21 protein-coding genes are annotated in these 26,258 nt (G+C 33.7%); 9 read left to right on the forward strand and 12 right to left on the reverse strand.

Annotated elements, in window-relative coordinates:
* Positions 1-87: 87 nt before the first annotated feature.
* Positions 88-2,004, reverse strand: coding sequence for an ABC-F family ATP-binding cassette domain-containing protein (locus QBK95_RS19705; protein ID WP_280936273.1), 1,917 nt, complete (start codon positions 2,002-2,004; stop codon positions 88-90).
* A gap of 56 nt (positions 2,005-2,060) precedes the next feature.
* On the opposite strand from QBK95_RS19705, the gene QBK95_RS19710 reads away from it, so the two are divergent.
* Positions 2,061-2,447 (forward strand): DUF983 domain-containing protein, encoded by a 387-nt coding sequence (locus tag QBK95_RS19710; RefSeq protein WP_280936274.1) that lies wholly within the window; start codon positions 2,061-2,063, stop codon positions 2,445-2,447.
* Between the two features lie 4 nt (positions 2,448-2,451).
* On the opposite strand, the gene QBK95_RS19715 is transcribed toward QBK95_RS19710, so the two are convergent.
* The 8 genes from QBK95_RS19715 to QBK95_RS19750 all read right to left on the reverse strand — a co-directional run bounded on the left by QBK95_RS19715 (position 2,452) and on the right by QBK95_RS19750 (position 12,913).
* Positions 2,452-3,486: an NAD(P)/FAD-dependent oxidoreductase gene (locus tag QBK95_RS19715; protein WP_280936275.1), complete on the reverse strand. Its 1,035-nt coding sequence runs from the start codon at positions 3,484-3,486 to the stop codon at positions 2,452-2,454.
* Between the two features lie 70 nt (positions 3,487-3,556).
* Complete coding sequence (gene porN, locus QBK95_RS19720; RefSeq protein ID WP_280936276.1) at positions 3,557-4,447, reverse strand: type IX secretion system ring subunit PorN/GldN; 891 nt, start codon at positions 4,445-4,447, stop codon at positions 3,557-3,559.
* 16 nt (positions 4,448-4,463) lie between these two features.
* A complete protein-coding gene (gene porM, locus QBK95_RS19725; protein ID WP_280936277.1) occupies positions 4,464-6,011 on the reverse strand; it encodes a type IX secretion system motor protein PorM/GldM in 1,548 nt (515 codons plus the stop codon).
* A 42-nt stretch (positions 6,012-6,053) separates the two neighbouring features.
* The gene (gene porL, locus QBK95_RS19730) at positions 6,054-6,680 is read right to left on the reverse strand and encodes a type IX secretion system motor protein PorL/GldL (protein ID WP_280936278.1); all 627 of its coding nucleotides are present in this window, start codon (positions 6,678-6,680) and stop codon (positions 6,054-6,056) included.
* A gap of 91 nt (positions 6,681-6,771) precedes the next feature.
* Positions 6,772-8,145, reverse strand: a complete 1,374-nt coding sequence (porK, locus tag QBK95_RS19735) for a T9SS ring complex lipoprotein PorK/GldK (protein ID WP_280936279.1) — start codon at positions 8,143-8,145, stop codon at positions 6,772-6,774.
* Between the two features lie 110 nt (positions 8,146-8,255).
* The gene (locus QBK95_RS19740; protein ID WP_280936280.1) at positions 8,256-9,419 is read right to left on the reverse strand and encodes a formimidoylglutamase; all 1,164 of its coding nucleotides are present in this window, start codon (positions 9,417-9,419) and stop codon (positions 8,256-8,258) included.
* Between the two features lie 7 nt (positions 9,420-9,426).
* Entirely contained in the window at positions 9,427-11,931 is a 2,505-nt protein-coding gene (topA, locus tag QBK95_RS19745) for a type I DNA topoisomerase (protein ID WP_280936281.1), read from the reverse strand.
* 199 nt (positions 11,932-12,130) lie between these two features.
* On the reverse strand, positions 12,131-12,913 hold the full coding sequence (locus tag QBK95_RS19750) for a hypothetical protein (RefSeq protein WP_280936282.1): 783 nt from the start codon (positions 12,911-12,913) through the stop codon (positions 12,131-12,133).
* Positions 12,914-13,051: 138 nt separating this feature from the next.
* Between QBK95_RS19750 and miaB the strand changes: the two genes are divergently transcribed.
* From miaB to groL, 7 genes are all read left to right on the forward strand, one after another.
* The gene (gene miaB / locus QBK95_RS19755; protein WP_280936283.1) at positions 13,052-14,497 is read left to right on the forward strand and encodes a tRNA (N6-isopentenyl adenosine(37)-C2)-methylthiotransferase MiaB; all 1,446 of its coding nucleotides are present in this window, start codon (positions 13,052-13,054) and stop codon (positions 14,495-14,497) included.
* Between the two features lie 43 nt (positions 14,498-14,540).
* Positions 14,541-15,803, forward strand: a complete 1,263-nt coding sequence (locus tag QBK95_RS19760; RefSeq protein WP_280936284.1) for a sigma-54 interaction domain-containing protein — start codon at positions 14,541-14,543, stop codon at positions 15,801-15,803.
* Positions 15,804-15,869: 66 nt separating this feature from the next.
* On the forward strand, positions 15,870-16,370 hold the full coding sequence (locus QBK95_RS19765) for an LptE family protein (RefSeq protein WP_280936285.1): 501 nt from the start codon (positions 15,870-15,872) through the stop codon (positions 16,368-16,370).
* 20 nt (positions 16,371-16,390) lie between these two features.
* Positions 16,391-17,356, forward strand: a complete 966-nt coding sequence (locus tag QBK95_RS19770) for a DUF8458 domain-containing protein (protein WP_280936286.1) — start codon at positions 16,391-16,393, stop codon at positions 17,354-17,356.
* A 9-nt stretch (positions 17,357-17,365) separates the two neighbouring features.
* Positions 17,366-17,701, forward strand: a complete 336-nt coding sequence (secG, locus tag QBK95_RS19775; protein ID WP_280936287.1) for a preprotein translocase subunit SecG — start codon at positions 17,366-17,368, stop codon at positions 17,699-17,701.
* Between the two features lie 149 nt (positions 17,702-17,850).
* Complete coding sequence (locus tag QBK95_RS19780) at positions 17,851-18,126, forward strand: co-chaperone GroES (protein WP_280936288.1); 276 nt, start codon at positions 17,851-17,853, stop codon at positions 18,124-18,126.
* Between the two features lie 86 nt (positions 18,127-18,212).
* Entirely contained in the window at positions 18,213-19,850 is a 1,638-nt protein-coding gene (gene groL / locus QBK95_RS19785; RefSeq protein ID WP_280936289.1) for a chaperonin GroEL, read from the forward strand.
* A gap of 164 nt (positions 19,851-20,014) precedes the next feature.
* Here groL and QBK95_RS19790 read toward each other — a convergent pair whose 3' ends face one another.
* Positions 20,015-21,526, reverse strand: coding sequence for a helix-turn-helix domain-containing protein (locus QBK95_RS19790; protein WP_280936290.1), 1,512 nt, complete (start codon positions 21,524-21,526; stop codon positions 20,015-20,017).
* An 89-nt stretch (positions 21,527-21,615) separates the two neighbouring features.
* On the opposite strand from QBK95_RS19790, the gene aceB reads away from it, so the two are divergent.
* Positions 21,616-23,214: a malate synthase A gene (aceB, locus tag QBK95_RS19795; RefSeq protein WP_280936291.1), complete on the forward strand. Its 1,599-nt coding sequence runs from the start codon at positions 21,616-21,618 to the stop codon at positions 23,212-23,214.
* 329 nt (positions 23,215-23,543) lie between these two features.
* Here the strand turns inward: aceB and QBK95_RS19800 are convergent, their stop codons facing one another.
* Both QBK95_RS19800 and QBK95_RS19805 read right to left on the reverse strand, forming a co-directional pair.
* Positions 23,544-24,305 (reverse strand): M15 family metallopeptidase, encoded by a 762-nt coding sequence (locus tag QBK95_RS19800; protein WP_280936292.1) that lies wholly within the window; start codon positions 24,303-24,305, stop codon positions 23,544-23,546.
* A 231-nt stretch (positions 24,306-24,536) separates the two neighbouring features.
* Positions 24,537-26,258 carry an efflux RND transporter periplasmic adaptor subunit gene (locus tag QBK95_RS19805; protein WP_280936293.1) on the reverse strand — a complete coding sequence of 574 codons (1,722 nt, stop codon included), beginning with the start codon at positions 26,256-26,258 and terminating at the stop codon, positions 24,537-24,539.

Below are 26,258 nucleotides of genomic sequence, written 5' to 3' on the forward strand. Positions count from 1 at the left end.
AATTCAGGAATCTTTAAAAAAGATCATTATCTAATACCAAAGTCATAATTTAAACTCCTTTTTTTAAGTAATTCTAAAAAATTAAGCTTAGGATAACGTATCTATTTCTTCTTGTAATATTTCCCAATTTTCCATTAAAGAAGCTAATTCATCTTTTTTTGCCTGATAGGTATCAAAAAAATTAGGCGCAGCGATAGTTTGATCATAATTGATCGCCAATTCTAGATCTATTTCTTTGATTTCTTTTTCGAGCTTATTGATTTTAGATTCTACATTGCTCAATTTATTATTAAGAGATTTCAGCTTTTTCTGATCCTCGTAAGATCGTTTTGCAGATTCTTTAGTTTCTGAAACTAACTTCGTTTGTTTATCTTTTTTTTCTATATCCCGAAGATCTGCTACTCTTCTTTGCTCTAAATAAAAATCTATATCGCCAAGATATTCTTTTATCTGTTTATTTTTAAATTCATACACCGTATTGGTTAATCCTTGCAAAAAGTCTCTATCATGAGACACTAAAATCAAAGTACCTTCAAAACTTTTTAACGCTTCTTTTAAAATATTTTTTGATTTAATATCTAAATGGTTCGTTGGCTCATCCATCACCAGTACGTTAAATGGCTCTAGAAGCAATTTACACAATGCCAATCTATTGCGTTCACCTCCAGAAAGCACTTTTACTTTTTTTTCTACATCATCTCCTCTAAACAAAAATGCACCCAGCATGTCTCTAACTTTGCTTCGTGTTTTTTCATTAGCTGCATTGATCATCGTATCATGAATCGTTAGTTCACCATCAAGGTATTCTGATTGATTCTGTGCGAAATACCCAATTTGTACATTATGACCAAGTTTTAATGCTCCCGTATGTGATATTTCATCAATTATGATCTTTGCTAACGTTGATTTTCCTTGTCCATTTTGTCCAACAAACGCTGTTTTCGAACCACGTTCTACCAATAGGTTAATATCACTTAAAATCTCTTTCTCTCCATATTTTTTTCCAACCTTCTCTGCTTCAATAACGACTTTACCTGGCTGTATACTTATTGGAAAACTAATATTCATTACTGCATTATCATCCTCATCTACTTCAATACGCTCTACCTTATCTAATTTTTTAATTAACGATTGCGCCATAGAGGCTTTAGTCGCTTTTGCTCTAAACTTCTCAATAAGCTTTTCGGTTTGCTCAATTTGCTTAGATTGATTTTTCTGAGCAGCAAGTTGCTGGTCTCTAATTTCTTTACGAAGTACTAAATACTTAGAATATGGCTTATTATAATCGTAAATTCTTCCTAATGATATTTCTATAGTTCTATTGGTCACATTGTCTAGAAACATTTTATCGTGCGAAACAATAACTACAACGCCAGGATAATTTTTTAAAAAATTCTCTAACCAAATAATAGATTCAATATCTAAGTGATTGGTTGGCTCATCCAATAGCAGAATATCATTATTCTGAAGAAGTAATTTTGCCAGTTCTATCCTCATACGCCAACCACCAGAAAAAGTATCCGTTAGCTTATCAAAATCTTCTCGAACAAATCCTAGCCCTTGTAATACTCGTTCTGTTTCTCCTTGGTAATTATATCCTCCAATAATCTCATATTGATGTGTATGATCGCTTAAATCAGTGATCAGCTGATTGTAACTTTCACTTTCGTAGTCAGTACGTTCTGCAAGTTGAGCATTGATCTTCTCAATCTCTCTTTCTATCTTTTTTATCTCTACAAAGGCCTCATAAGATTCATCAAGAACAGTACGACCCAAAACAAAATCTATATCTTGTTTCAGAAAACCAATCTTTACTTCCTTATCCATAGCAATTTGCCCAGAATCTGGCTCTTGCTCTTTAGATAAAATCTTAAGCATTGTAGATTTTCCTGCTCCATTCTTTCCTACTAATCCTACTCGGTCTCCAGCATTTAATCTAAAGGCTATTTCTTCGAAAAGATATTCTCCTCCAAAAGAAATTGAAAGGTTATGTATGTTTAACATCAGCTTTTGAATATTTTGTGCAAAGATGACTAATTTTGTGTTAGAATAAAAGTACTATGAGCTTCTTAAAAGGAACTAAAATTTACAGCATTCTTACAGGTAGTTGTCCAGTTTGCCATGAAGAAAGCATGTATAAAGAATCTAACCCTTATAAACTGCGTCATACTTTAAAAATGAATGAACGCTGTAGTCATTGTAATACCAAATATAAAATTGAGCCTTCTTTTTTTTATGGAGCTATGTATGTTAGTTATCCCGTAGGAATTGCTTTTGCAGTGTCTGCATTTTTGATTGGACATTTTCTGCTTTCCTTACATTTGGTGGCCACTTTTTTATTAATTGCAGGAACAATGATTATCTGTTTACCAATCATTTTAAGGTTATCCCGAAATATCTGGATCAACTTTTTCATGCATTTTGGCAAAAAAAAGAATATATCTTAAGTATTTAGAAACGTCTAATATCTATCTCCCTTTCTAACAAGGAAGTTTTTTCTATTTGATTATAAAGTTTTTGCGCTACAAAAGGACCTATTAAAATCCCTCTGCTACCTAAACCATTTATAATATGAAGATTTTTATATTCTGTATGCGTGCCTACAAGTGGTCTTCTATCCTTGGTTGTTGGTCGTATTCCAGCTACTTGATCAACAATTTCATATGTTACTTTTAAAAACTGCTCTAATTTACGTTCTATTTGTTCTTTCGCTACATCTGTAGTAGTAGCCGTTTTATCTTGATTATTATAGGTTGCACCAACTTTATACAAATCATCCCCTAATGGTATGATAAATATTGATGATTTTACCGCTTCGTCCAACTTTAATTCTTTGGACTTTATAATCAGATATTCTCCTTTATTACCTTGTAAAGGTAGTTGGTTAAAAAAAGGATTGTTTTTAACACCAAAACCTTCAGAGAATACTATATTTCTTGCTTTTATACCGTTATATTCAATGTAGTCTGAATCAATTATCAAATTGTTATGCTCAAAAGATTCTTTAATCAAACATCCCTTTTTTTCTATATAATCACTGTATGAAGTTAGCATCTTTTCAACTTCTATCCTTCCTGTATTATTTACTTTTCCATAATGAAAAGGAATATCTAATGCCTGGTTTTTATTTCGAATTAATTCTGAAGATAAAAATGTACTCAAAATAGGTTTATCACACGCTTCAAACCACAGGTTCTGCTCTTCTACACCATTAAATCTACGTAAAACAGGAAGCTTATGTACTACAGATATTCCTAATTTAGCTTCTATATTTTTATAAAACGGTACAGCAACCCTTAACTGCTCTGAAGCGAGCCAAGCTGCAGTAAATCGTTTTAAAATTACTGGATTATACAAACCACCCGCAACTCTAGAAGATTGTTGAGAATTATCCTCATATACTTTATAAGATTTGTTATTATTCTCTAATTCCTCAACAAAAGATAATCCAGCTAATCCAAAACCAACAATTATATAGTCTATCATAGGGTAAAAATAACAAAACGCTCAACTAAAATGTTGAGCGTTTTTATATTATAAAAAGAAATACTAGAGTTTAGTAACTCCACATATCCATTTCGAAGTTTCTAATACTTTCTTTAATTCTTTCACTTTCAAGTAATTGCATTAATGCATTATCTATAATATAGTCATTAACTTCTCGGTCACCCTGAATGTTATCCTCTTTATAAATAACAGAATTAAATCTTCTGGCATTAAGGACGTGATCATATGTAAATGGCATTGAAGTATTCTTCCTATTAAATGCTTTCGCATTATGAAGAATCTCTCTTACATCAGGATACCATACCCAGAATAATGGAACCATATCTGGTTCATCATCATTAATAAAGTTAACATCTGGAGCCACAGGAGCGATACCAAGTAATCTATATCTTAATTCTCCTTGACGCTTATCAAAATACCAATATCCTCTGATTTTGTATTCTGAAATATCAGCAGCACCGATAGTTGTTACTTCAATATACTGAGGATCTACAGGCTCACCAGCATTAAATTGCTCGTAACCAAGATCTAACGTATCAATTTTAGACAATGTTCCATCCAAATCACTTAAAGTACGTGTTTCTGTAAAATATGAATCTGCATAAATTTTCTTAATGGTACCATTTTTAACGTTGGACAACAAAACATCATATAATGCACGTCTGTCTGCTCCGATATTTACAGTATCAATAGGATAATATAATGGGAAATTAATACGCTCATCAAGATCTATCGTCTCCCATGTCGTTTTAGCCCAAAGTACATCACGTTTATCAACATAACCATATTCTAACGGAAGGTCATTATCGGCTTCAATCTGTTCGATTGTTTTCTTTCCGATATCATCAGGACTATCTGCATTCAAAATATTAGCCTGACCAAACGAAAACAAAGTCACGAAAAGGCTAAAAACGGTTAATAATAAATTTCTCAAATTCATAATCATTAGTTTATTTTTAGTTCGTTAACTCAATAACCACTGGAGATATTTTCTTTAACTTATATCCAGCATTAGTTGTTAACTGCGCTTTGATATCCATAACTTGAACCGTAGATCCACGTTTAGCTTTCTTAAGTGTAGATTTTGCTCTTGAATCTAGTCTACCACCTCTAACGTTAACAGTTGGTTGACCTCCAACCTTAAACTTAAAGCTTGTTACCTTTAGCTTAATATCAAAATCAAAATCAGGAAGAATTGCTCCAATCGAGGCCTTATCTAGACCACTCTTAGACATTTTAATACTACCATCTTCTCCTCTTACAGTACCAACTGGTCTTGGGATATCTTTAATTCTAAATTTCTTACTATCACTTACCGTAGTTCCATTAGGTAGTTTACCACTAACCTTAATAGCCACTTCTCTAGCTTTAACAGTAGTTACATTCATTACGTACTTACCAGCTCCACCACGTTTTTTAAGACCAGGAGCACTTGCATTTACTGCAGGAACACCAGGAATAGAAATTGTCATTGGATTCTGAACACCTCTATATACAACATTCATTTTATCCGCCGAAATTACCGCAGAATTTGGCTTTGGTATTACCGCATATGTACTTTCAATTTTAATCGGTATTATAGAATCTCCTTCTTTAAACTCTAAAACACCATCAATTTTTCTTTCTCCAACATTTCCAGCTGGGAAATCTAACATAATTTGACCATTCTGAACCTCTGTTTGCTCTTTACCATTAACCATAACTTTGGTTGGTTTTAAAGTAGCATCAAAACGACCCAATACTATACGTCCTTTAAACTTCTCTCCACTAAAGAAAGCCGTTTTATCTGGAACAACGATTGCTTCATAGTTACTAAATGAAAGTTCAGATGCTTGCTGACCAGCTAGTAAAGCAGATAAAACTTTACTTTCTGTTGTCTTTACATCTGCTTGCATTTGAGTAAGTTTTGTTAATGAAGCTACTAAAGGAAATCCTTCGAAGTTATAGTTCAACCAATTTTTAGTTACTCCACTTCTATCTTTAACATCTCCAGTATTAAATGTTGTTTCTACATCATTTGCAACCTGTGCATCCACTTCTTTCACTGAACGGATAGCAGTAACAACACCTTCTCTATATGTCTTAATTTTATCAAGGAAATCTGAAGCAGCTGCTGTTGTTTTACCTCCTTCAAAGAATTTAGTATTCAATGCATCAGGCTTATCCATAGTCTCATAATCCGTAGGATCATCAGCTGTCTCCAATAATTCTGATTTAATCTGCTCTACATACGCATTAAATTCATTTGAAAAAGCACTAATTTGATCAGCTTTCTCTTTAAGTGGTGTATATTTTTCAGGTTGTTCAGAAGCTTTTTCTGCTAATCCAGTCATAAATGCTGAATTACGTTCTGTAGCAATCGTATTCGCTGCAGTTAGTTTTTCATTCATTAAACCGAAAGCGGATAATACTTCTTTTGACATGTTTAATGCCATCATTGCTATAAATACCAAGTACATTAGATTGATCATCTTCTGCCTTGGTGATAATTTTCCTCCTGCCATATTTCTATATTTTGGTAGTTATTTTTTTAAATTTGTTAAATACTAATTTCTGTTCATAGCACTTAACATACCACCATACACTCCGTTAAGAGAAGACAGGTTACTAGACAAACTCTTCATTTGTTCTTCAAGAGCTTTTGCATTTTCTGCAATTGCAGTATTAGCTTCGGCTTGTTTTGCAGAAGATTCTAACTGTACTTTATAAAGACTATTTAAAGATTCTAAGTGAGAAGCAGCAGTTGCCATTTCTTCGCTATATTTTTTAGTTCCTTGAATAGCATCTACACTAGGAGCGATCCCTTTAGCAGCACCTTCAAAGTTACGAATACTATCTCCTAGACTGTTCATTAAACTTGTATCTAATCTAGCTTCTTTAAGCATATCATCTAATTTCTTAGATAACATTCCTTCTGGAGTTTGATTTTCTTTTTTGTCTTTTTTATTTCCTCCTGCTAATTCAGGGTAAACTAAAGACCAATCTAAATCATCATCAACTGGTTCGAATGCAGAAACAGTAAATACTAATGCCTCTGTGATAAGACCAATGATAAGCATCTCATTACCAAAAGGCCAGTGCATAATTTTAAATAACGCTCCAAGGATTACTACAGCCGCTCCGAGACCGTATACCATGTTCATTAATTTCTTGCTTGATTTTGAATTTGCCATAATAAATGTGTTTAGTTTTTTAAATTTTTTTAAATATTAAATTAAAAAAGGGTTAGTAATTAAGGTTGATAGATAAATTTTGGGACTTACTCTAATTCTGATTTCGGGTATTATCTTCTCCAGTAACGTCAGTACCCATGTAATCCTGAACAGTTCTGAATCCAATATAACTTCTAGCTGAATCTGCGTACTCGTAATCTCTGGTACTTACCTGTAGGAAATAAGCAACATCTTTCCAAGATCCACCACGCACAACTTTTCGTTTGTTCTGATCATCATTAACATTTGGGTTCATTGATGATACATATTCGTAGGCTGCAGGGTCATAAGAAGACTGCACCCACTCAGAAACATTACCTGCCATATTATATAAATTATAATCGTTAGGCTCAAATGTTTTTGCTTCTACTGTATATAAGAAGTTATCTGCAGCATAATTACCTCTTAAAGGTTTAAAATTAGCCAAGAAACAACCTCTGTCATTCAGCGCATAAGGACCACCCCAAGGGTATGTTCCAGATTCCAAACCACCTCTAGCTGCGTATTCCCACTCAGCTTCTGTAGGTAATCTAAAATAGTTTACAAATTCCTTATTACGTTTTTTCTGATATGAATTCTTTTCTATAGTTCTCCAAGTACAAAATGCTTTTGCTTGTTCCCATGATACTCCTACTACTGGATAATCATCATATGAACTATGCCAGAAATAATCATTATGCATAGGTTCATTGTATGAATAGTTAAAATCCTTTATCCAAACAGTAGTATCAGGATATACCTCGATCACCGTTTCTTTTACAAAGTCTTTTCTTCTTCCTTTTTTAGCACGAGCTGCTGCTTGAATATCCATCCAAGTAAATCTAAACTGGAATTTACTAACATCAAATGTACGTCTTCCGTTATATGATTCTTCTAAAGGAATATATAACGAATCCATTACCTCTGTATAAAATTCATCAGGGTAATCTTCTGTATCCCATTCGATATCAATATCTGTATTTAGTTTTCGGCCTTCGTAACCTGTTTCTCCTGTACCGCTGTAATTATCGTATACATATTTCTCATATACAGACATATCTTCGGTATTTGCATCGAGAAATGCATATTCACCTATACCATCATCTCCTGGAGTTTTTCCTAACTCATCAGCCATAATAGCCAATTTCATTCTAATGGTAGAATCGCGAACCCAACGAACAAATTGTCGGTATTCACTATTAGTAACTTCAGTTTCGTCCATGTAGAAAGATCGAACGGTAACTGTCTTAGTAGGTGCATTTGCTAATGCAGCCTTGTCATCATCAGATTTACCCATAATAAACGATCCTCCGGGGATGAGGGCCATTCCATACGGTTTCTCTGGATGCCATTTTTTACCCTTTACTCCGACTAGTTCTCCGCGGTTTCCTCCACCACAACTATAGAGCATTGCTACAATAGCAAAGAGTGATACAAATTTCTTCATAACGTGTTTTAGGTTAAGATCTTTGAGATTTAAGGTCGTAAACCTATTTATTTATTTCCAGAAAAACAATTTTTTTCCAAAAAAAACCTTAATTCTCCCTAATAAAAATGTTAAACTTCGTTTTTTCGTTTTGCCTTATACCATCTTTCAGGTATTTCTTGATTACAAGCGCGCTCATAATCGTTGTATGTGCAAGGTAATAACGTATGTCTTTTCAATTTATTATTGCCAGACGAAATAAAAGGTATTTCTATCCACCATCTTTCTGTTTTATAACTTTTATAAAATGAAAGAACTTCGTCTTCTATCGGAACATTATAGTGAAGCGTTCCTTTTTGATTTTTGATATCCAATTCTTTGGATCTATAGTTAACCCCTTCGATAAAATACCACAATATTTGTGCAATTAAAAGCGCAGCGGTTTCCTCGTGTTTGAAATTTTTAAATTCATAAATCCCAAAACTTTTTACCTTGTCACTTATGCCCGCATATCTGGCAATTGCACATATTTCTCTTCCATCGAAACCATTTGGAGAGGCATACTTATAATTAAGACAGGTTGAACTCATTGCTCCCAAATCCATAGCCACAATATCCGCATCACGCATTATTGGTTCTACGATTGTTACATCTGATGTTACCTCACCCAATCGATATGCATCAAAATATAGTTTTTCTATAAGATCAATTTCTTCTTGAGAATTAAAATACGTTTGGTATCCTATATTACTATAATTAAAAAGATTATAAGGCTGCTCTACAATAATTTTACCAACAAACGAAGTATTTGTAATCGGCTGCGAAGTATTACCTAAGTCAAATCTACTATCCACATTCACCAAATTCACCATTCTCTCTAAAATATCAAAGGCTCTATATTGACCATATACAAGATCCTGACTCCCTCCAATAATCAATGGAATGATATTTTTCTGAAGTAGTGTGGCAAGAATATCCTTCATTAGAAAATAGGTGTCACTCACCTCTTCTCCTGGCATAATATCTCCAAGATCCACGATTGAAGTATCCCAATTACCAGGAAATAAGTCATATAAAGATTTGCGTATAGTATCAAAATGAAGTCCTTCGCCAAGAAAATCAACATCATTCCTGTTTTCTCTAACACCAATAAGTGCAATGTCTACGTTATCTAAATCAGGAACTCCATAATCTGCAGTGTGAATTTTAATTTGTTTACCCAATGAATGATCCGAAAGTAATGTTGCATGGGCTGCTACTAAATCACTAACCGGTGAAAGAAATTCGAAAGACATATTTTATTTATTTCTTTTTTGCAGTCTTCTTAGTTGCAGTTTTTTTCTTAGTTGCGGTTTTTTTCTTAGGTGCATTCTTTTCGATAATATCTTTTACCTTATCTAAAGTCAGCTTGGTTGCGTCTACCGTTTTAGGCAATTCTATTTTTGTTTTACCTTTTATGATATTGCTTCGTCCCCATCTTGCTTTTTCAACACGAATACCTTCATCTTCCCAATTATGAATTACCTTATCTATTTCTTTCTGTTTCTTTTCTTCAATTAATTGAACGATATCTTCATCAGAAAGGTTATCAAAATCGTATTTCTTATTCACATTAATAAACATCCCGTTCCATTTAATAAATGGTCCGAATCTACCTGTTCCTTTTTGCACTGGTAAATTTTCATATGTATATATAGGTGCATCGGCTTTTTCTTTAGCATCAATCAGTTCGATAGCTCTATCCAGCGATGTACTTAAGGGGTCTTCTCCTTTATCCAAAGAAACAAACTTAGCTCCAAATTTTACATAAGGTCCAAAACGTCCATTGTTTACAGTAACCGTTTCTCCTTTATAATCTCCTAATTCTTTTGGCAATTGAAATAAATCCATTGCTTCTTCAAAAGTAATACTCCCTAAAGTTTGTCCTGGAGCCAAACTAGCAAACCTAGGTTTATCTTCATCTTCTACAGTTCCTATTTGGACCATTGGCCCAAATTTCCCTAATCTCACGCTTACTGGTTTTCCAGATTCTGGATCTTCTCCTAATATTCGTTCTCCTACTTCTCGTTCTGCATTCTGCGCTACATCTTCTACTCTAGGATGAAATTCTTCATAAAACTCTTTCATCACATGAGTCCAATCTTCATTCCCTTCAGCAATACCATCAAAGTCTTGCTCAACTTTTGCAGTAAAATTATAATCTAAAATAGAAGAAAAATGATTTACTAAGAAATCGTTCACTACCATTCCAACATCTGTTGGAATTAGTTTTCCTTTATCACTACCTACCTTTTCTTCTAGTTTTTTCTCCTTAACATCACCATTAGAAAGTATCATCTGAATATATCCACGCTCTTCTCCTTCTTTAGAGCCTTTCTCAATATACTTTCTATTTTGGATTGTTGATATTGTAGGTGCATATGTAGATGGACGACCTATCCCTAATTCTTCTAGCTTCTTCACCAATGCGGCTTCAGAATATCGACTTGGCGGTCTTGTAAATCTTTCTGTTGCCGAAATAAAATTATTAAACAAATCTTCACTTACTTTCATTGCTGGTAAGATTCCGCTTTGTTCTTCATCTTCATCATCATTCCCTTCAAGGTATACTTTAAGAAACCCTTCAAATTTTATCACCTCTCCATTTGCTGTAAATTGTTCTCCATGTGTATTGGATTCAATTTTCACATTGGTTCTTTCTAATTTAGCATCACTCATTTGTGAAGCAATAGCTCTTTTCCAGATTAATTCATACAAACGTTGCTGATCATAATCTGCAGGAACTGTATGTCTAGAGAAGTCTGTTGGTCTTATTGCCTCATGAGCTTCTTGTGCTCCTTTAGCTTTACCTTTATATTGTCTAGGATTGCTATAATCTTCTCCATAAGCCGAAATTATTTCTGCCTTAGCACCATTCTGAGCTTCTGTAGATAGATTTACACTATCTGTTCTCATATAGGTAATCAATCCTGCCTCATACAAACGTTGCGCCATCGTCATAGTCTTACTTACAGAAAAATATAATTTTCTAGATGCTTCCTGTTGTAATGTAGAAGTAGTAAATGGAGGTGCAGGAGATTTTTTTGCAGGTTTTGTTGTCAGATCCGCTACCTGAAAAGAAGCTCCTAAGTTCTTTTTTAAGAATGTCTCAGCTTCTTCTTTTGTTGTAAAGTTTTTAGGAAGTTTTGCTTTAAAAGACTTCCCAGCCTTATTAGCAAACTCTGCATCAATCCTATAAGATGCCACTGGTGTAAAACCTAATATCTCGCGTTCTCTTTCTACTATTAAACGTACTGATACAGATTGCACTCTACCAGCAGACAACCCTCCTTTTACTTTTCTCCATAATACTGGTGACAATTCATATCCTACCAAACGATCCAACACCCTTCTAGCCTGTTGTGCATTTACCAGATTGTAATCTATAGCTCTTGGGTTTTCTATTGCTCTAAGAATTGCTTTTTTAGTGATCTCATGAAAAACAATACGACGTGTTTTTTCTTCTTCTAATTTTAAAGTTTCTGCCAAGTGCCATGCAATCGCTTCTCCTTCTCGATCCTCATCACTTGCGAGCCAAACCATTTCAGCTTTTTTAGAAAGATCCTTCAGTTTTTTCACTACATCTTTCTTATCCTTGGACACTATATACTTAGGCTTAAAACCTTCTTCTACATCAACTCCAAGTTCCTTAGCAGGTAAATCTGCAATATGCCCAAAACTAGAAGCAACAGTATAATCTTTTCCAAGAAATTTTTCTATTGTTTTAGCCTTTGCTGGTGACTCTACGATCACTAAATTCTTAGCCATAATCCTTTTTTTTCATCTGTTGATAATTCATGCATATTGGTTGACAGATGGAATTGCCAATACACATTTTCAGTTGGTAGTAATCCAGCCATAAAGACTTATTTCTGGGCACAAAAGTATATCAATTTTTTGAGATCAAAATTTTTTGTTGAAAATTAACCTAAAAAAACCTGCAAATCAGCAGGTTTTATTTTACTTTTTATTCAACAATTACATTCCAGTTGTCTGATTCTTCTTGATCTTCAAAACCTATCCCATCCTTGTACATATAATATACGGGTAAATACACAAAGGAAGCTGTAAAAAATATACCTACAAAACACAATATCATTCCAACCAATTGCGATAATATAGATGAAATAAAAATCAATCCAAAAGCAATTAGCCAAATCTTATTCCCGAATTTAAAGCTTGCTTTAATCAAATCTGAAGTATTTAACTCTGCGTTGAAAGCAAAAATAACGCCGAATAACTGTAAAGGAACCATCACATAAAAAATTGGTAAGTAACATAATAAAATTGCTAATAAAGCAATCCCAAAAGTTGCAATTGCCAACGCAAAGAGTTTTCCTAAATACTTCCCCTTAAAGAACATAAAGTAACTATTAGTTTCTGGAAGCCCCATATCTACTTGTTTACATACTCTATAAAAATGTGCTGTAATACCTAATTGAAAAGCTGAAGCTACCATGGAAACAACAATAATCAAAATAACAAATAGAATAGCTAGCCCTATAGACAATTCTTCGAATTGATTTGGATAATCCCCATAAGAATCTTCGAATCCAGCTAAACCCGCTAATGCAATAATTGGAATATACATTATAATAATTAATGGGATTACAATTACCATAGAAATCAGTAAATGAATAAACCCTTGTAGCCAAACCTTTTTAAAAAGCTCTATACTTTTATTAAAGATGCCTCCAAAATCTACAGGTTTACTATTTTCTATTTTTTCGAAAAGTTGATTAGAATTCATATGAAGAATTGATTTAGTGTATTAGTTATCTCAAATATAAATATTTAAACAAATATAACTCTGCCACTTTGTCATATATATTTTTAAAGACTATCTTTGCACACTATTTGAGTTGAATCTGCAAGGATATAAATACGCATGGAGAAGATTATTGATGAAAACATTCAGGGACAAGCATTATCTTTAGACAAAAAAGAAGGTAATACACGAAAACTTTTTATAGAAAGTTATGGGTGTCAAATGAATTTTAGTGATAGTGAAATTGTAGCTTCAATTTTAGCTAAAGAAGGTTTTAATACTACACAAGATTTAGAGGATGCCGACCTAGTACTCGTAAATACCTGTTCTATTCGAGAAAAAGCAGAACTAACCGTTAGAAAGCGTTTAGAAAAATATAATGCTGTAAAAAGAATCAATCCTGGAATGAAAGTAGGTGTTCTGGGATGTATGGCAGAACGATTAAAAAGTAAGTTTCTTGAAGAAGAAAAAATCGTAGATCTTGTAGTTGGTCCAGATGCATATAAAGATTTACCAAATCTTATAGAACAAGTAGACGCAGGAAGAAATGCTGTAAATGTCATTTTATCTAAAGAAGAGACCTATGGCGATATCTCTCCTGTACGTTTGCAAAGTAATGGAGTATCTGCTTTTGTATCCATAACTCGTGGTTGTGATAATATGTGCACATTCTGTGTCGTACCATTTACAAGAGGAAGAGAACGAAGTCGGGATCCACAGAGTATTCTGAAAGAAATAGAGGATCTTGTACATAATAATTTTAAAGAAATCACACTCCTTGGACAGAATGTAGATAGCTATTTATGGTATGGTGGAGGTCTTAAAAAAGATTTTGAAAAAGCTAGTGATATGCAAAAAGCTACCGCTACCGATTTTGCAAAACTTTTGGATATGGTAGCGACAAAGTATCCTAAACTACGTATCCGTTTTTCTACATCAAATCCTCAAGACATGACACTAGATGTAATTGAGGTAATGGCTAAACACAAGAACATCTGTAAACACATTCATTTACCTATACAAAGTGGTAGTGATCGTATTCTTGCGGCAATGAATCGTTTACACACTCGTCAGGAGTATATAGAACTAGTAGATAACATCAAACGAATTATCCCTGATTGCTCTATTACTCAGGATATGATTATAGGTTTCCCTACAGAGACAGAAGAAGACCATCAGGATACTTTATCACTGTTAGAACTTATAAAATACGAGCACGGTTATATGTATGCTTATTCTGAAAGACCAGGTACTCTGGCAGAAAGAAAGCTAGAAGATGATGTCCCTGAAGAGGTTAAAAAAAGAAGGCTTGCTGAAGTAATTGCTTTGCAACGTAAACATTGTGCTTATAGACACGAGTCATATATCGGACAAACTTTTGAAGTTTTAATCGAAAAAGAATCCAAAAAATCGGATCAACATTGGAGCGGAAGAACCACCAAAAACATAGTTGCAATTTTCCCTAAAGGAGATTACAAAATTGGTGATTTTGTGATGGTGCGTATTGATGAATGTACTAGTGCCACATTACTTGGAGAAGTCATTGGATATTCTGATAATAATTAATATAATTTAGATTAAAGAACAACCTAATAATAGTGTATCATAAATGGAGTCAGTTCAAGCTACAAAACAACGATTCGGAATTATAGGAAACGATCCTAAACTAAATCGCGCTATCGAAAAAGCTATACAAGTAGCTCCTACAGATATTTCGGTTTTAGTAACTGGAGAAAGTGGTGTGGGTAAAGAAAGTGTTCCTAAAATCATACACTCATTATCACATCGCAAACATGGCAAATACATCGCAGTAAATTGTGGAGCCATACCAGAAGGAACGATAGATAGTGAATTGTTTGGTCATGAAAAAGGTGCCTTTACAGGTGCTACTTCCACAAGAAATGGATATTTCGAAGTTGCAGATGGAGGTACTATATTTCTAGATGAAGTAGGTGAATTGCCATTAACAACCCAAGTTAGATTACTGAGAGTATTAGAAAACGGAGAATTTATTAAAGTAGGTTCTTCTAAGGTTCAAAAAACAGATGTTCGTATTGTAGCAGCCACGAATGTAAATATGTTCGAGGCTATTAAAAAGGAAAAATTCAGAGAAGACCTATACTATCGTCTTAGCACAGTAGAAATCCTTTTACCTCCTTTAAGAGAAAGAGAAGAGGATATTCACCTTTTATTCAGGAAATTCGCTTCCGACTTTGCTACAAAATATAAAATGCCAACCATTCGATTACATGAAGATGCCGTTTCATTATTAGAAAAGTATCATTGGAGTGGTAATATCAGACAATTACGCAACATAGCAGAGCAAATTTCAGTCCTTGAACAAAACAGAACGATCTCTGGAAGTACTTTAAGAGGTTACCTACCAAATATAGGAAGTAACTTACCAGCTGTCATTTCTTCTGATAAAAAAGATAGTGATTTCAGTAATGAGCGAGAAATTCTATACAAAGTACTTTTTGATATGAAAAATGATCTTAATGATCTCAAAAAGTTAACAATGGAATTGATGCAAAGCGGTAATTCTCAACAAGTACAAAAAGATCACGAAGGTTTGATCAGAAAGATCTATAGGGATGATAAAGATGAAGAAGATATCCCATTTGAGGAGCCAATAACTCCTTCAACTGAGGTTTTACAAATTACTTCCCCAGAAATATCCAAAAAAGAAGACGACAAGTATCATTTTGCAGAAGAAATCGAAGAAGAAGAGACATTATCATTACACGACAAAGAATTAGAATTAATTAAAAAATCTCTAGAGCGTCATCGTGGTAAACGCAAAGCTGCAGCAGATGAATTAGGAATTAGCGAGCGAACGTTGTATCGAAAAATCAAACAATATGACCTATAATAGGTTTGAGGAAAAATAAATTGTAGAATAACGAAATTTAATAGTATCTAAATCATAAAAAGATTGATGAAAAAAGTAAAATATGTAATAATAGCCATTATTGGATTCACTATACTTCAGGGATGTGGCGCTTATTCTTTTAGTGGTATAAATACTTCTGCCACCTCATTTCAGGTTGCATTCTTTCAGAATCAGGCTCCAATTACTATTCCTGGAATTGATCAAACCTTTACCAATCAATTACAAGATTTAATCCTGAATCAAACAAACCTCGATTTGGTTACCTCTAATGGAGATATTGCATATGAAGGAGAAATTGTTCAATACTATGTAGCCCCTACAAATGCAACCTCACAAAATACAGCAGCTCAAAACCGACTTACAATAGCTGTTAATGTTCGCTTTTACGATACTAAAAACCCTAAGGAAGATCTTGAACAACGTTTTTCTTTCTTTTTTGACTATCCAGCATCTCAATCTGAAACTGTGGTTAGAGATGAAGCAATACAAGTAATATACGAAAGGATCACGCAGGACATCTTAAATGCTACTTTAGCAAAATGGTAAAACCCTTTAATTATTAATTTTTGAACACTAAAGAACTTACATATTTGTTTCAAAACCCCTCTTCATTAACAAGAGAGCAAACAGAAAATCTGGAAAAAATCATTCAGGAGTTTCCCTATTTTCAGTCCGTAAGATCTTTAGTACTAAAAGGATTAAAAGATCAGGAAAGTTTTAGATATAATCAAGAACTAAAATCGACAGCTGCCTACACAACAGATCGTGGAGTGTTATTTGATTTTATTACTTCTCCAGTTTTTGATAACGATATTGATCCTTCAATATCAGAAAAAAAGAGCAGCATTGATATTGATGTAATAGATGCTGAAGAAATAAAAACGCTCTCCAGAATATCTATGGATGATGCGGTATCTATGAAAATAGAAGAAGCTGAAGAAGTATTAGATCCTTCTTTGTTTTCATCCAAAGAAGAAAATATCATCAAACACATTAGCGTTTCTGAAGCCCTGATAGAACAATCCAAAACCAACATACAGGAAGAAGGTGAAGATGAAGAATCTTCCATTGAAAAAAAGCCAACACAAGCATTAGAAATTGACAAACCTCTTGATTTTAATAAAAAAGAAGCACACTCTTTTGCTGAATGGTTAAAAATCACATCGATACAACCTATCGACAGAAGTACTGAAGAAAAAAACACGTTACCAGAAGAACATAAAGAAGTAACAAAAGAAAACGAAAAACTATCTGATCAAGAACATAAATTCAATTTGATTGACGAGTTTATAGCTAATAACCCAAAAATCAAACCTCCTCAAAAAAATGCTCCTTCTCGTAATCTTGCAAAAGAACATACGGTAGCTCCAGATGAGTTAATGACAGAGACTTTAGCTCGAGTATATCTTGCCCAGAAAAAGTATAAAAAGGCAATTCAAGCTTATAAAATATTAATTTTGAAAAATCCCGAAAAAAGTGGTTTCTTTGCAGACCAAATTCGAGCAATAGAAAATTTACAAGAAAATAAATAACAATATATAATGACAACGTTTTCAATCTTTTTAATACTAATTGTAATTGTATCATTTTTACTAGTTGTAGTAATTATGGTTCAAAATCCTAAAGGTGGAGGTTTATCTTCTTCTTTTGGTGGCGGAGGAACACAGCAGTTAGGCGGTGTGAAAAAAACTACTGATTTCTTAGATAAAAGTACTTGGGCACTTGCTACTTTATTATTAGTGCTAATCCTGTTATCTAATATTGATTTAATGGACGGATCGACAAGTCAAGATCCTAGTGTAGATACTAACGATGTAGAAGTAATTGACACTCCTGCGGTACCTGCTCCAACAACGGATGACACTCCAGAAGGCTAATGTCTCTGTATATAAAGAAAATTAAATGTCGACTTGTCATATAGTCGGCATTTTTTATTTCAATTTGTCAGTATGAAGTCACTGGCATAATTTCTGAAATAGTAGCATCAAATAATTTATTTAAAATTTAAAACATAAAACTAATCATAATGGGAGTAAATATTAAACCTCTTTCAGATCGTGTGGTAGTTGAGCCACTTCCTGCGGAAACGCAAACGGCATCAGGATTGTACATCCCTGATTCAGCACAAGAAAAACAACAAAAAGGTAAAGTAGCTGCAGTAGGTAGTGGTAAAAAAGATCACGAAATGACTGTTAAAGTTGGTGACACTGTACTTTACGGAAAATACTCTGGTACTGAACTAAAATTAGACGGAAAAGATTACTTAATTATGCGTGAAGACGACATTTTTGCAATCGTTTAACACGGAATCAAAAAACACAAATCAAGACTTCAAACAAAGTTTAATAAACTTAACAGTGTTATTGAAGTTTTAAAATTTAACATAATATGGCAAAAGACATAAAATTTGATATAGAAGCACGTGACGGAATCAAACGTGGTGTGGATGCATTAGCAAATGCAGTAAAAGTAACTTTAGGACCAAAAGGTCGTAACGTGATCATTAGCAAATCTTTTGGAGCACCACAAGTAACTAAAGATGGTGTTTCTGTTGCTAAAGAAGTAGAATTAGAAGATGCTCTTGAAAATATGGGAGCGCAAATGGTAAAAGAAGTAGCTTCTAAAACTAATGACCTTGCTGGAGATGGTACTACTACTGCTACAGTTTTAGCACAGGCTATCGTAAAAGAAGGTCTTAAAAATGTGGCTGCAGGTGCTAATCCAATGGACCTAAAGCGTGGTATTGACAAAGCCGTTCTTGCCATTACTGAAGATCTGGAAAAGCAAACCAAAGAAGTAGGAAGTTCTTCTGATAAAATCAAACAAGTAGCAGCGATCTCTGCTAACAATGATGAAACTATTGGTGATCTTATTGCTAAGGCTTTTGGAAAAGTTGGAAAAGAAGGTGTAATTACCGTAGAAGAAGCAAAAGGTACTGATACACATGTAGATGTTGTAGAAGGAATGCAGTTTGATAGAGGATACCTTTCTCCATATTTCGTTACTAATAGCGAAAAAATGACAGCAGATTTAGAGAATCCATACATTCTTTTATTTGACAAAAAGATCTCTGCTATGAAAGATTTATTACCTGTTCTTGAGCCAGTTGCTCAAACAGGAAAACCTCTTTTAATTATTGCAGAAGATGTAGATGGAGAAGCATTAGCTACACTTGTAGTAAACAAACTTCGTGGCGCATTAAAAATTGCTGCAGTGAAAGCTCCAGGTTTTGGAGACAGACGTAAAGCAATGTTAGAAGATATTGCCATCCTTACAGGAGGTACAGTTATTTCTGAAGAGCGTGGATTTACTTTAGAAAACACCACAATAGAACACTTAGGAACTGCAGAAAAAGTTGCTATCGATAAAGATAACACTACAGTAGTTAATGGTGCTGGTGAAGAAGATTTAATCAAAAACAGAGTAAATCAGATCAAATCACAGATCGAAACTACAACCTCTGATTACGATAGAGAAAAATTACAAGAACGTTTAGCTAAGTTAGCTGGAGGTGTTGCTGTATTATATGTGGGTGCTGCTTCTGAAGTAGAAATGAAAGAAAAGAAAGATCGTGTAGATGATGCACTTCACGCAACACGTGCTGCAGTAGAAGAAGGTATTGTTGCTGGTGGTGGTGTTGCATTAGTTAGAGCAAAAGCTGTTTTAGCCAATGTAAAAACCGAAAATGCAGATGAAGCAACGGGTATTCAAATTGTAAATCGTGCCATCGAAGCTCCGCTAAGAACTATTGTAGAGAATGCAGGAGGAGAAGGTTCTGTAGTAATTTCTAAAGTATTAGAAGGTACAGGTGATTTTGGATATGATGCTAAGTCTGAAGCATATGTAGATATGTTAAAAGCTGGTATTATCGATCCTAAAAAAGTTACACGTATCGCTCTAGAAAATGCAGCCTCTGTATCTGGAATGATCCTTACTACTGAGTGTGCATTAATCGACATAAAAGAAGATGCTCCTGCTGGAGGCGGAATGCCACCAATGGGCGGAGGTATGCCAGGAATGATGTAGCAGTGAGCCACTGCAGGCTATTTATTTAGCTTGTTTGCGGTTGCACGATGACAGCGAAATCCTTTAGCAAGTTTGTAATTATTACTGATTGCTAAAAAATATAAAACCCCGTTTCAAAAAAATATTGAAATGGGGTTTTTATTTATACACATTAGAACCTACTTCTAAGAATACTCTTTAACAATATCAGCAACCAGTTGAGAAGTTCTTTTATATTTCTCTTTAGCCAATAATCGTTTAGGAGGCGCTTTTCTAACATCGCAATCCATAATAGAGCAAGATTCGCAAGTAACACCTACTTGTACTGTCGGAATTTTAGAATCATTGACAAAGCTTATCTTTTTCTCCAAAGCTGGCGAAATCAAAAATCCAATACCAATGCTACGATAATAATCCTTTCTAAACGGATCTGCAGTGGCCGAAGTAAATACCAAATATTGCTGATCGGTATCCGTATAATCCGAAATTTGAATATCAAAAGAATATGCTAAATCGTCGTTAGCAGTACGTTGCAACGTTTTTATCGCCATCCATCTCCTACAATAGTGTTCGTTGATCTCATTGGCATGAGGCTGCTGCTGATGCGTGATATGTAATTCTTTAACCAAATTAAATTTCTCTATTCCTTTTTTATGAGTAAATCTTAAAAAGAATACATTCTGCATTCCAAAATCCTTTGGCAAAATATTGGTAAGTCGCTGATAAAACGATTCGGGTGAAGCATTATATAACTTCATAATTTTATGAAATGACTTTTCAGAAAATCGTTTTGTTGCAAAAAGATCTTTTAAATGTTCTTTTAAATGATTTCTTGGGATTATTAACGCTCCTGCAAAATACGACGCATAAAAATTATGTAATACTTCCTCAAAATTATCATATCGTATCCAGGAAAAGGTATAAGGTCGTTCTGTTATTTTCTGGTATAGATATCCTAGTTCTTTGGCATAGATAAAAGTCTTTTGAGCTTCATCTACTCTATCCGATAGTAGTAACGTTTTAGTAGAAGGAACAAAAACAGATCTTAAATTATCTAATTCTTCGTGATTCGGTATTCCCGCTGTATTAATAGTATATCCATATTCTTCTTGTAATATTTCTTCCAGCTCCAAAGAAGTGATTTTTCCCGAAAGATCTAATTGATAAGAGTTTGCAAAACGAACCGCTGCATCTTCTAAATCCTTAAAGTAATTATTATGAGCTTCCTGATAAGAACGTAATGAAGCCAAATAGAAACCTTCTCTACTCATATTATAATGCTGAGCAATTTCTATGATTGTACTTATAAATGCATTTACTTTAGAAGGTGCATTGGCAATAATATCAATTAAATCACCTTGATGTATTCCAAATAATTCTAATGGAATTTCATCCAGTATTCCAGATTGTAAAATCTCACCTATAGGAGCTAAGTTTTTATCCAATTTTAAAGAAACCAAACTATCATATGGAACTTCTAAGGTCTCTGCAAGTTTAATAATCTTATCCGTTTTAGGATATTTTTTTCCTTTTTCTATTTCATTTAAATAGGACTTAGACAAGCCACTTAACTTAGATAACCCAAAAAGAGACAAGTCTTTATCTGTACGTATTTGCTTGATTTTCAGACCAAAAATCAATCTTATATATTCTTCTGCTATTGCCATAAACCCAAAAGTAGCAATTTCTGCGAACATTTTCAAAAACAAAAAAATCACATTTAGCGAACGTTCGCTTGTTTTATAAAAAACTTTTTTATAATATTGTTCACTCAAACGATATAGTTATGGAAACTCAAACAAACCTTAGTCAGAAAATCAGCTTCACGAAAGAGGTTAAAAATTATCATCCAGAGATTCTTACGGATGGTGCTTTAGCTTTTCTAGAAGCGCTGCATAATCGTTTTGACGGAAGACGATTAGAACTTTTAAAGAACAGAGAACAACAGCAGCAGTTGTTTGATCTGGAAACGTATCCTGCATTTCCAGAAAACACTAAAGAGATTCGTAATAGCGAATGGTCCGCCGCTCCGATTCCTGCAGATTTGCAAGATCGCAGAGTCGAAATCACAGGACCTGTTGACAGAAAAATGGTCATCAATGCATTAAATTCTGGTGCAAAAACATTTATGGCGGATTTTGAAGACAGCAACGCTCCTCTTTGGGAAAACTGCTTGCAAGGACAAAAAAACCTTATGGATGCCGTCAACAAAACTATTTCGTTCTATAATCCTAAAAAAGACAAAACATACCAACTTAATGAAGAAGTTGCTACATTAATTGTGCGCCCTAGAGGATTACATCTTAATGAGAAACATTTATTGATAGAGGATACAGAGATTAGTGCTTCTTTATTTGATTTTGCATTGTATTTATTTCATAACAATGAACAGTTAAAAGAAAATAACACAGCCCCTTATTACTATATTCCTAAATTAGAACATTTTACAGAAGCAATTTGGTGGAATGATGTAATTGATTTTTCTGAAGAGTATTTAGGAATTGAGCATGCTACTGTAAAAGTTACAGTACTTGTTGAAACAATTACAGCTAGCTTTCAGTTAGACGAGATTATATATGCGTTAAAAGAGCATATTGTTGGTCTTAATTGCGGAAGATGGGACTATATATTCAGTTACATCAAAAAACTAAGAAACCATAAAGGTTTTGTAGTTCCAGATCGTGCTCAGGTAACTATGACTAGCCCATTTATGGATGCTTATAGCAAACGAGTAATTCAGCGATGTCATAAAAGAAATATTCTTGCCATCGGTGGTATGGCAGCACAAATTCCTATTAAAGGAGATGAGGAAAGAAACTCAATAGCGTTTGCAAAGGTAAAAGCTGATAAAGAACGTGAAGTGAAAAACGGTCATGACGGTACTTGGGTAGCACATCCTGGATTAGTGCCATTGGCCATGCGTGTTTTTGATATGCACATGCAAGAACCAAACCAACTAGATGTAAAAAGAGAGGATGTTGTTGTTACTGAAAATGATTTACTTGAAATTCCTCAAGGAACTATCACGGAGAGAGGTATACGAGAAAACATAAACGTTGGAATCCATTATATAGCAACCTGGTTAGGAGGGAATGGTGCAGTAGCATTATACGATCTTATGGAAGATGCAGCTACAGCAGAAATTAGTAGGACTCAAATATGGCAATGGCTTAAGAATGAAGTAACCTTAGAAAATGGTTTAAGATTAAATAGTAATATGTTTCATATGCTTTTTGAAGATGAACTAAAAACTGTTGAAAAACAAGCTGGAACAGCACTTTTTAAAGGTGAAAATTATCAAAATGCCATTGAGATTTTTTACAAACTAGTTACCGCTGAAGAATTTGAAGAATTTTTAACCACAAAAGCGTACAAATATCTATAAATAATACAGAAACCATACACATAGGAAACAAAGTTAAACGCATAATACAACAAAGTTTTGTTTCCTAAAAACCAAATTAAAAAGTGCGCTTAGATTAACACCTGAACAAACTTAACAATACAATTTTAATTTTTTTCCGATTTTATAATTGTGCTCGTACAGCATTCACTATTTGTGGATGCTGTTTTTTTGTAATCAAAAAAAGCAAAGAGAATATTTTTTAATGATTAATCGGAGATTTCATTGGATCAATGAATATCCATGTAACCGATAATACCACAATGTTTTACACAGTTCTAATTTTATGAACTATGTGAGGATATCATACTTTAATTACATTTCCATCTAAAATCTGAGATTTTAAATTTTATATCACTTTTAAAATTATAATGCCACCATTCCGTTCTAATAATTGAAAAACCATACTTTTCCATAATTTTTCGCAATAATGTACGATTAGCAATGACCTCTTCTGATAATTCTTTATACGCGTGATGTGCTTCTTTACCAAAGTGATCAAACTTTGTTCCCATATCGAGTGGATTCCCCTTTAGGTCTGTAAGTGTAATATCCACGGCAGCTCCTCTATTATGAACTGAACCACCTTTAGGATCAGCAACATATCCTGGATTCGGGAATATTTTCCACATTTTTTTCTGAACACTATAAGGTCGATAACAATCAAAAAGTTTAATTCTATATCCTTTCTTCATGAATTCCTTATTTGCTTTAATTAATGCAGTTGCAACTTTACCTCGTACATAACATTTTGCACAAGAATACACTGCCTTTTTCAAAAAATTATTCGTTGTTGCATATGGCATATCCAACACAAAATAGTTTGAGAGCTTTTCTATATCTACAAATTCATCATCTTTAATTGAATTTTGCACAGCTTCTTGATCCTGAAATCTATCCAAAGAATCTTGCCATTTCCGCATATTTTTCTCTACACGTTCTGCACGTAATTGTATAGCTTTAGATTTCTCTAAAAGCGCTAACGTACTTGCGCTTGTCATTGTTGTTACTGAAGTCTCCTTGCAAGAAAAAAGCAAGGCTAACAATGTAATTAATAGTAATTTTTTTACCATATCCCTTTTCGTTTTTGATTACATTTATCAGAATAAACCTCTTTTAACAAAACGTACATAAAGGCAGTATTTTTGGGTAAAAAATACACCCAAAAACCCAAATAATTATAATCTATTAAAAAACGTAATCCAATATTTCCCTAATTTAAAGATACGCTGTTTTAGATTACAATTAAAACTAAATGCTAAAATTTTAACATTTAACTAGTTAAAAAATATACTTGCTGAAGGTTATTTCACCGTTAAAGTGTCAACTATACTCCCACAAGTAAGCATTTCACTTCCAAAATATGGATTTCTAATTTCTACTTCTTTACTCAACCAAATAGCTCCTCTATTTTGGTCTGCCATCGGACATTCTTGAATATAAAGTACATTAGGAAGGTTTTCTATATTTTTTATTAATGCAATTAAATTTTCATTTAATGTTACAAAAAATCTACGTTGATCTACTATGTTTTTTTGTTGTGAGATCGCTTCTACCATTTTGATACTTTTAGTAACCTTTGCTTGCTCGTTTGTTTTTAAAGTTTCAATGTTCATTGATTTTAATTCTGTCAATAGTTTCTTAGATAAAGAAATGGTAGTACCAGCGTCATCTGCTACTAAAGCATCTTTTAAAAGAAAATAAGATGGTAATATCGTCATAAGTTCTTTTTGAAAATTAATGGATACTCCAGACTCTATCATTTTTTCTGCAATAGTCTTAGAATCGTGATTAAGGGCTTGATTCATCATTGATTTCTTACCTTGTAATTGCGCTGCCGCATCTACAGTAAAAGTCCCATTGGTTACAATCTCCTCTCCATTTTGAAGCCCTTCCTGAATCAAATACGTTTCGCCTTCTGTATTTCCAAGAGTAACCTCTCTCATTTCAAAAACCGATTGATCTGATGCTGTCTTAACATATACAATCGAACGTTTTCCTGTCCATAATACAGCACTTTTAGGGATCACAATAGCATCCTTAGAAGTACCATTTATATCAGTAACTGTTCCTTCAACAAACATTCCTGGTTTAAAAAGGCCATCATAATTTTTTAAAACGGCACGCACGGTAACTGTTCTGGTCGAAGCATTCAAAACTGGATCTATAAAAGAAATATCACCATCAAAAATTTGGTTAGGATATGCGTTTGTTTTGATTTTGATTTTTTGACCAATCTTCAGTAAGGAAATTTGATGTTCGTAGGCATCAAATGATGCCCAAACGGTTCTTAAATCTGTTACCTTAAGTAATATTTGTCCCTTCTCAATATGATTACCTTCTTCTACCATGGTTTCAGAAACAATGCCAGAAACATGAGCGTGTACTGGAAATGTTTCTTTAATCTCACCAGAGGATTCGATTTTATTAATTTGTGCTTCGGATAGTTTTCTTAATTTCAGCTTATTTCGTACCGCTTCATATAAGGCAGGTTGTGTCTTTTTTAATGCTACGGCTGTCAATAATTCTTGTTGTGCTGCAACCAATTCTGGCGAATAGATAATAGCAATTATCTGTCCATTACTAACTTTCTCTCCTATTGAATTTACAAAGAGCTTTTCTATCCGTCCTGCAAAATGGGTTACTTGAACCGTATTTGCCTTTTCATTCTCTTTAATTTTTCCAGAAAGCTTTAGTGCTTTAGTATCAAAATCGGTTCCTCCTACTGTAGATGTTTGTATATTGGCTAGAGCTATTGCATTCTCGGTCATTCTAAATTCATCTACCGAAAGACCATCTGATGCAACATCTACAGGAATTAAATCCATTCCGCATATTGGACAATCGCCAGGCTCTGATTGTATAACCTGAGGATGCATAGAACAAGTCCAAGCCTGATCACTATTATCAATAGCTTGTTCATGTTCGTGTATGGATGTTTTTTCAAGGTGATTTCCAAAAATAAAATACCCTATACACAACCCTATCAATACTGCTATCCCTATATAAACAACATTCTTCTTCAT

The organism is Aquimarina mycalae (genome assembly GCF_029906345.1).
GTDB lineage: Bacteria > Bacteroidota > Bacteroidia > Flavobacteriales > Flavobacteriaceae > Aquimarina.

What these genes read in the sequence shown, in the direction of transcription:
- QBK95_RS19705 (WP_280936273.1), bottom strand. Translation starts at nt 2,004, where the DNA reads ATGTTAAACATACATAACCTTTCAATTTCTTTTGGAGGAGAATATCTT.
- QBK95_RS19710 (WP_280936274.1), top strand. Translation starts at nt 2,061, where the DNA reads ATGAGCTTCTTAAAAGGAACTAAAATTTACAGCATTCTTACAGGTAGT.
- QBK95_RS19715 (WP_280936275.1), bottom strand. Translation starts at nt 3,486, where the DNA reads ATGATAGACTATATAATTGTTGGTTTTGGATTAGCTGGATTATCTTTT.
- porN (WP_280936276.1), bottom strand. Translation starts at nt 4,447, where the DNA reads ATGAATTTGAGAAATTTATTATTAACCGTTTTTAGCCTTTTCGTGACT.
- porM (WP_280936277.1), bottom strand. Translation starts at nt 6,011, where the DNA reads ATGGCAGGAGGAAAATTATCACCAAGGCAGAAGATGATCAATCTAATG.
- porL (WP_280936278.1), bottom strand. Translation starts at nt 6,680, where the DNA reads ATGGCAAATTCAAAATCAAGCAAGAAATTAATGAACATGGTATACGGT.
- porK (WP_280936279.1), bottom strand. Translation starts at nt 8,145, where the DNA reads ATGAAGAAATTTGTATCACTCTTTGCTATTGTAGCAATGCTCTATAGT.
- QBK95_RS19740 (WP_280936280.1), bottom strand. Translation starts at nt 9,419, where the DNA reads ATGTCTTTCGAATTTCTTTCACCGGTTAGTGATTTAGTAGCAGCCCAT.
- topA (WP_280936281.1), bottom strand. Translation starts at nt 11,931, where the DNA reads ATGGCTAAGAATTTAGTGATCGTAGAGTCACCAGCAAAGGCTAAAACA.
- QBK95_RS19750 (WP_280936282.1), bottom strand. Translation starts at nt 12,913, where the DNA reads ATGAATTCTAATCAACTTTTCGAAAAAATAGAAAATAGTAAACCTGTA.
- miaB (WP_280936283.1), top strand. Translation starts at nt 13,052, where the DNA reads ATGGAGAAGATTATTGATGAAAACATTCAGGGACAAGCATTATCTTTA.
- QBK95_RS19760 (WP_280936284.1), top strand. Translation starts at nt 14,541, where the DNA reads ATGGAGTCAGTTCAAGCTACAAAACAACGATTCGGAATTATAGGAAAC.
- QBK95_RS19765 (WP_280936285.1), top strand. Translation starts at nt 15,870, where the DNA reads ATGAAAAAAGTAAAATATGTAATAATAGCCATTATTGGATTCACTATA.
- secG (WP_280936287.1), top strand. Translation starts at nt 17,366, where the DNA reads ATGACAACGTTTTCAATCTTTTTAATACTAATTGTAATTGTATCATTT.
- QBK95_RS19780 (WP_280936288.1), top strand. Translation starts at nt 17,851, where the DNA reads ATGGGAGTAAATATTAAACCTCTTTCAGATCGTGTGGTAGTTGAGCCA.
- groL (WP_280936289.1), top strand. Translation starts at nt 18,213, where the DNA reads ATGGCAAAAGACATAAAATTTGATATAGAAGCACGTGACGGAATCAAA.
- QBK95_RS19790 (WP_280936290.1), bottom strand. Translation starts at nt 21,526, where the DNA reads ATGTTCGCAGAAATTGCTACTTTTGGGTTTATGGCAATAGCAGAAGAA.
- aceB (WP_280936291.1), top strand. Translation starts at nt 21,616, where the DNA reads ATGGAAACTCAAACAAACCTTAGTCAGAAAATCAGCTTCACGAAAGAG.
- QBK95_RS19800 (WP_280936292.1), bottom strand. Translation starts at nt 24,305, where the DNA reads ATGGTAAAAAAATTACTATTAATTACATTGTTAGCCTTGCTTTTTTCT.
- QBK95_RS19805 (WP_280936293.1), bottom strand. Translation starts at nt 26,258, where the DNA reads ATGAAGAAGAATGTTGTTTATATAGGGATAGCAGTATTGATAGGGTTG.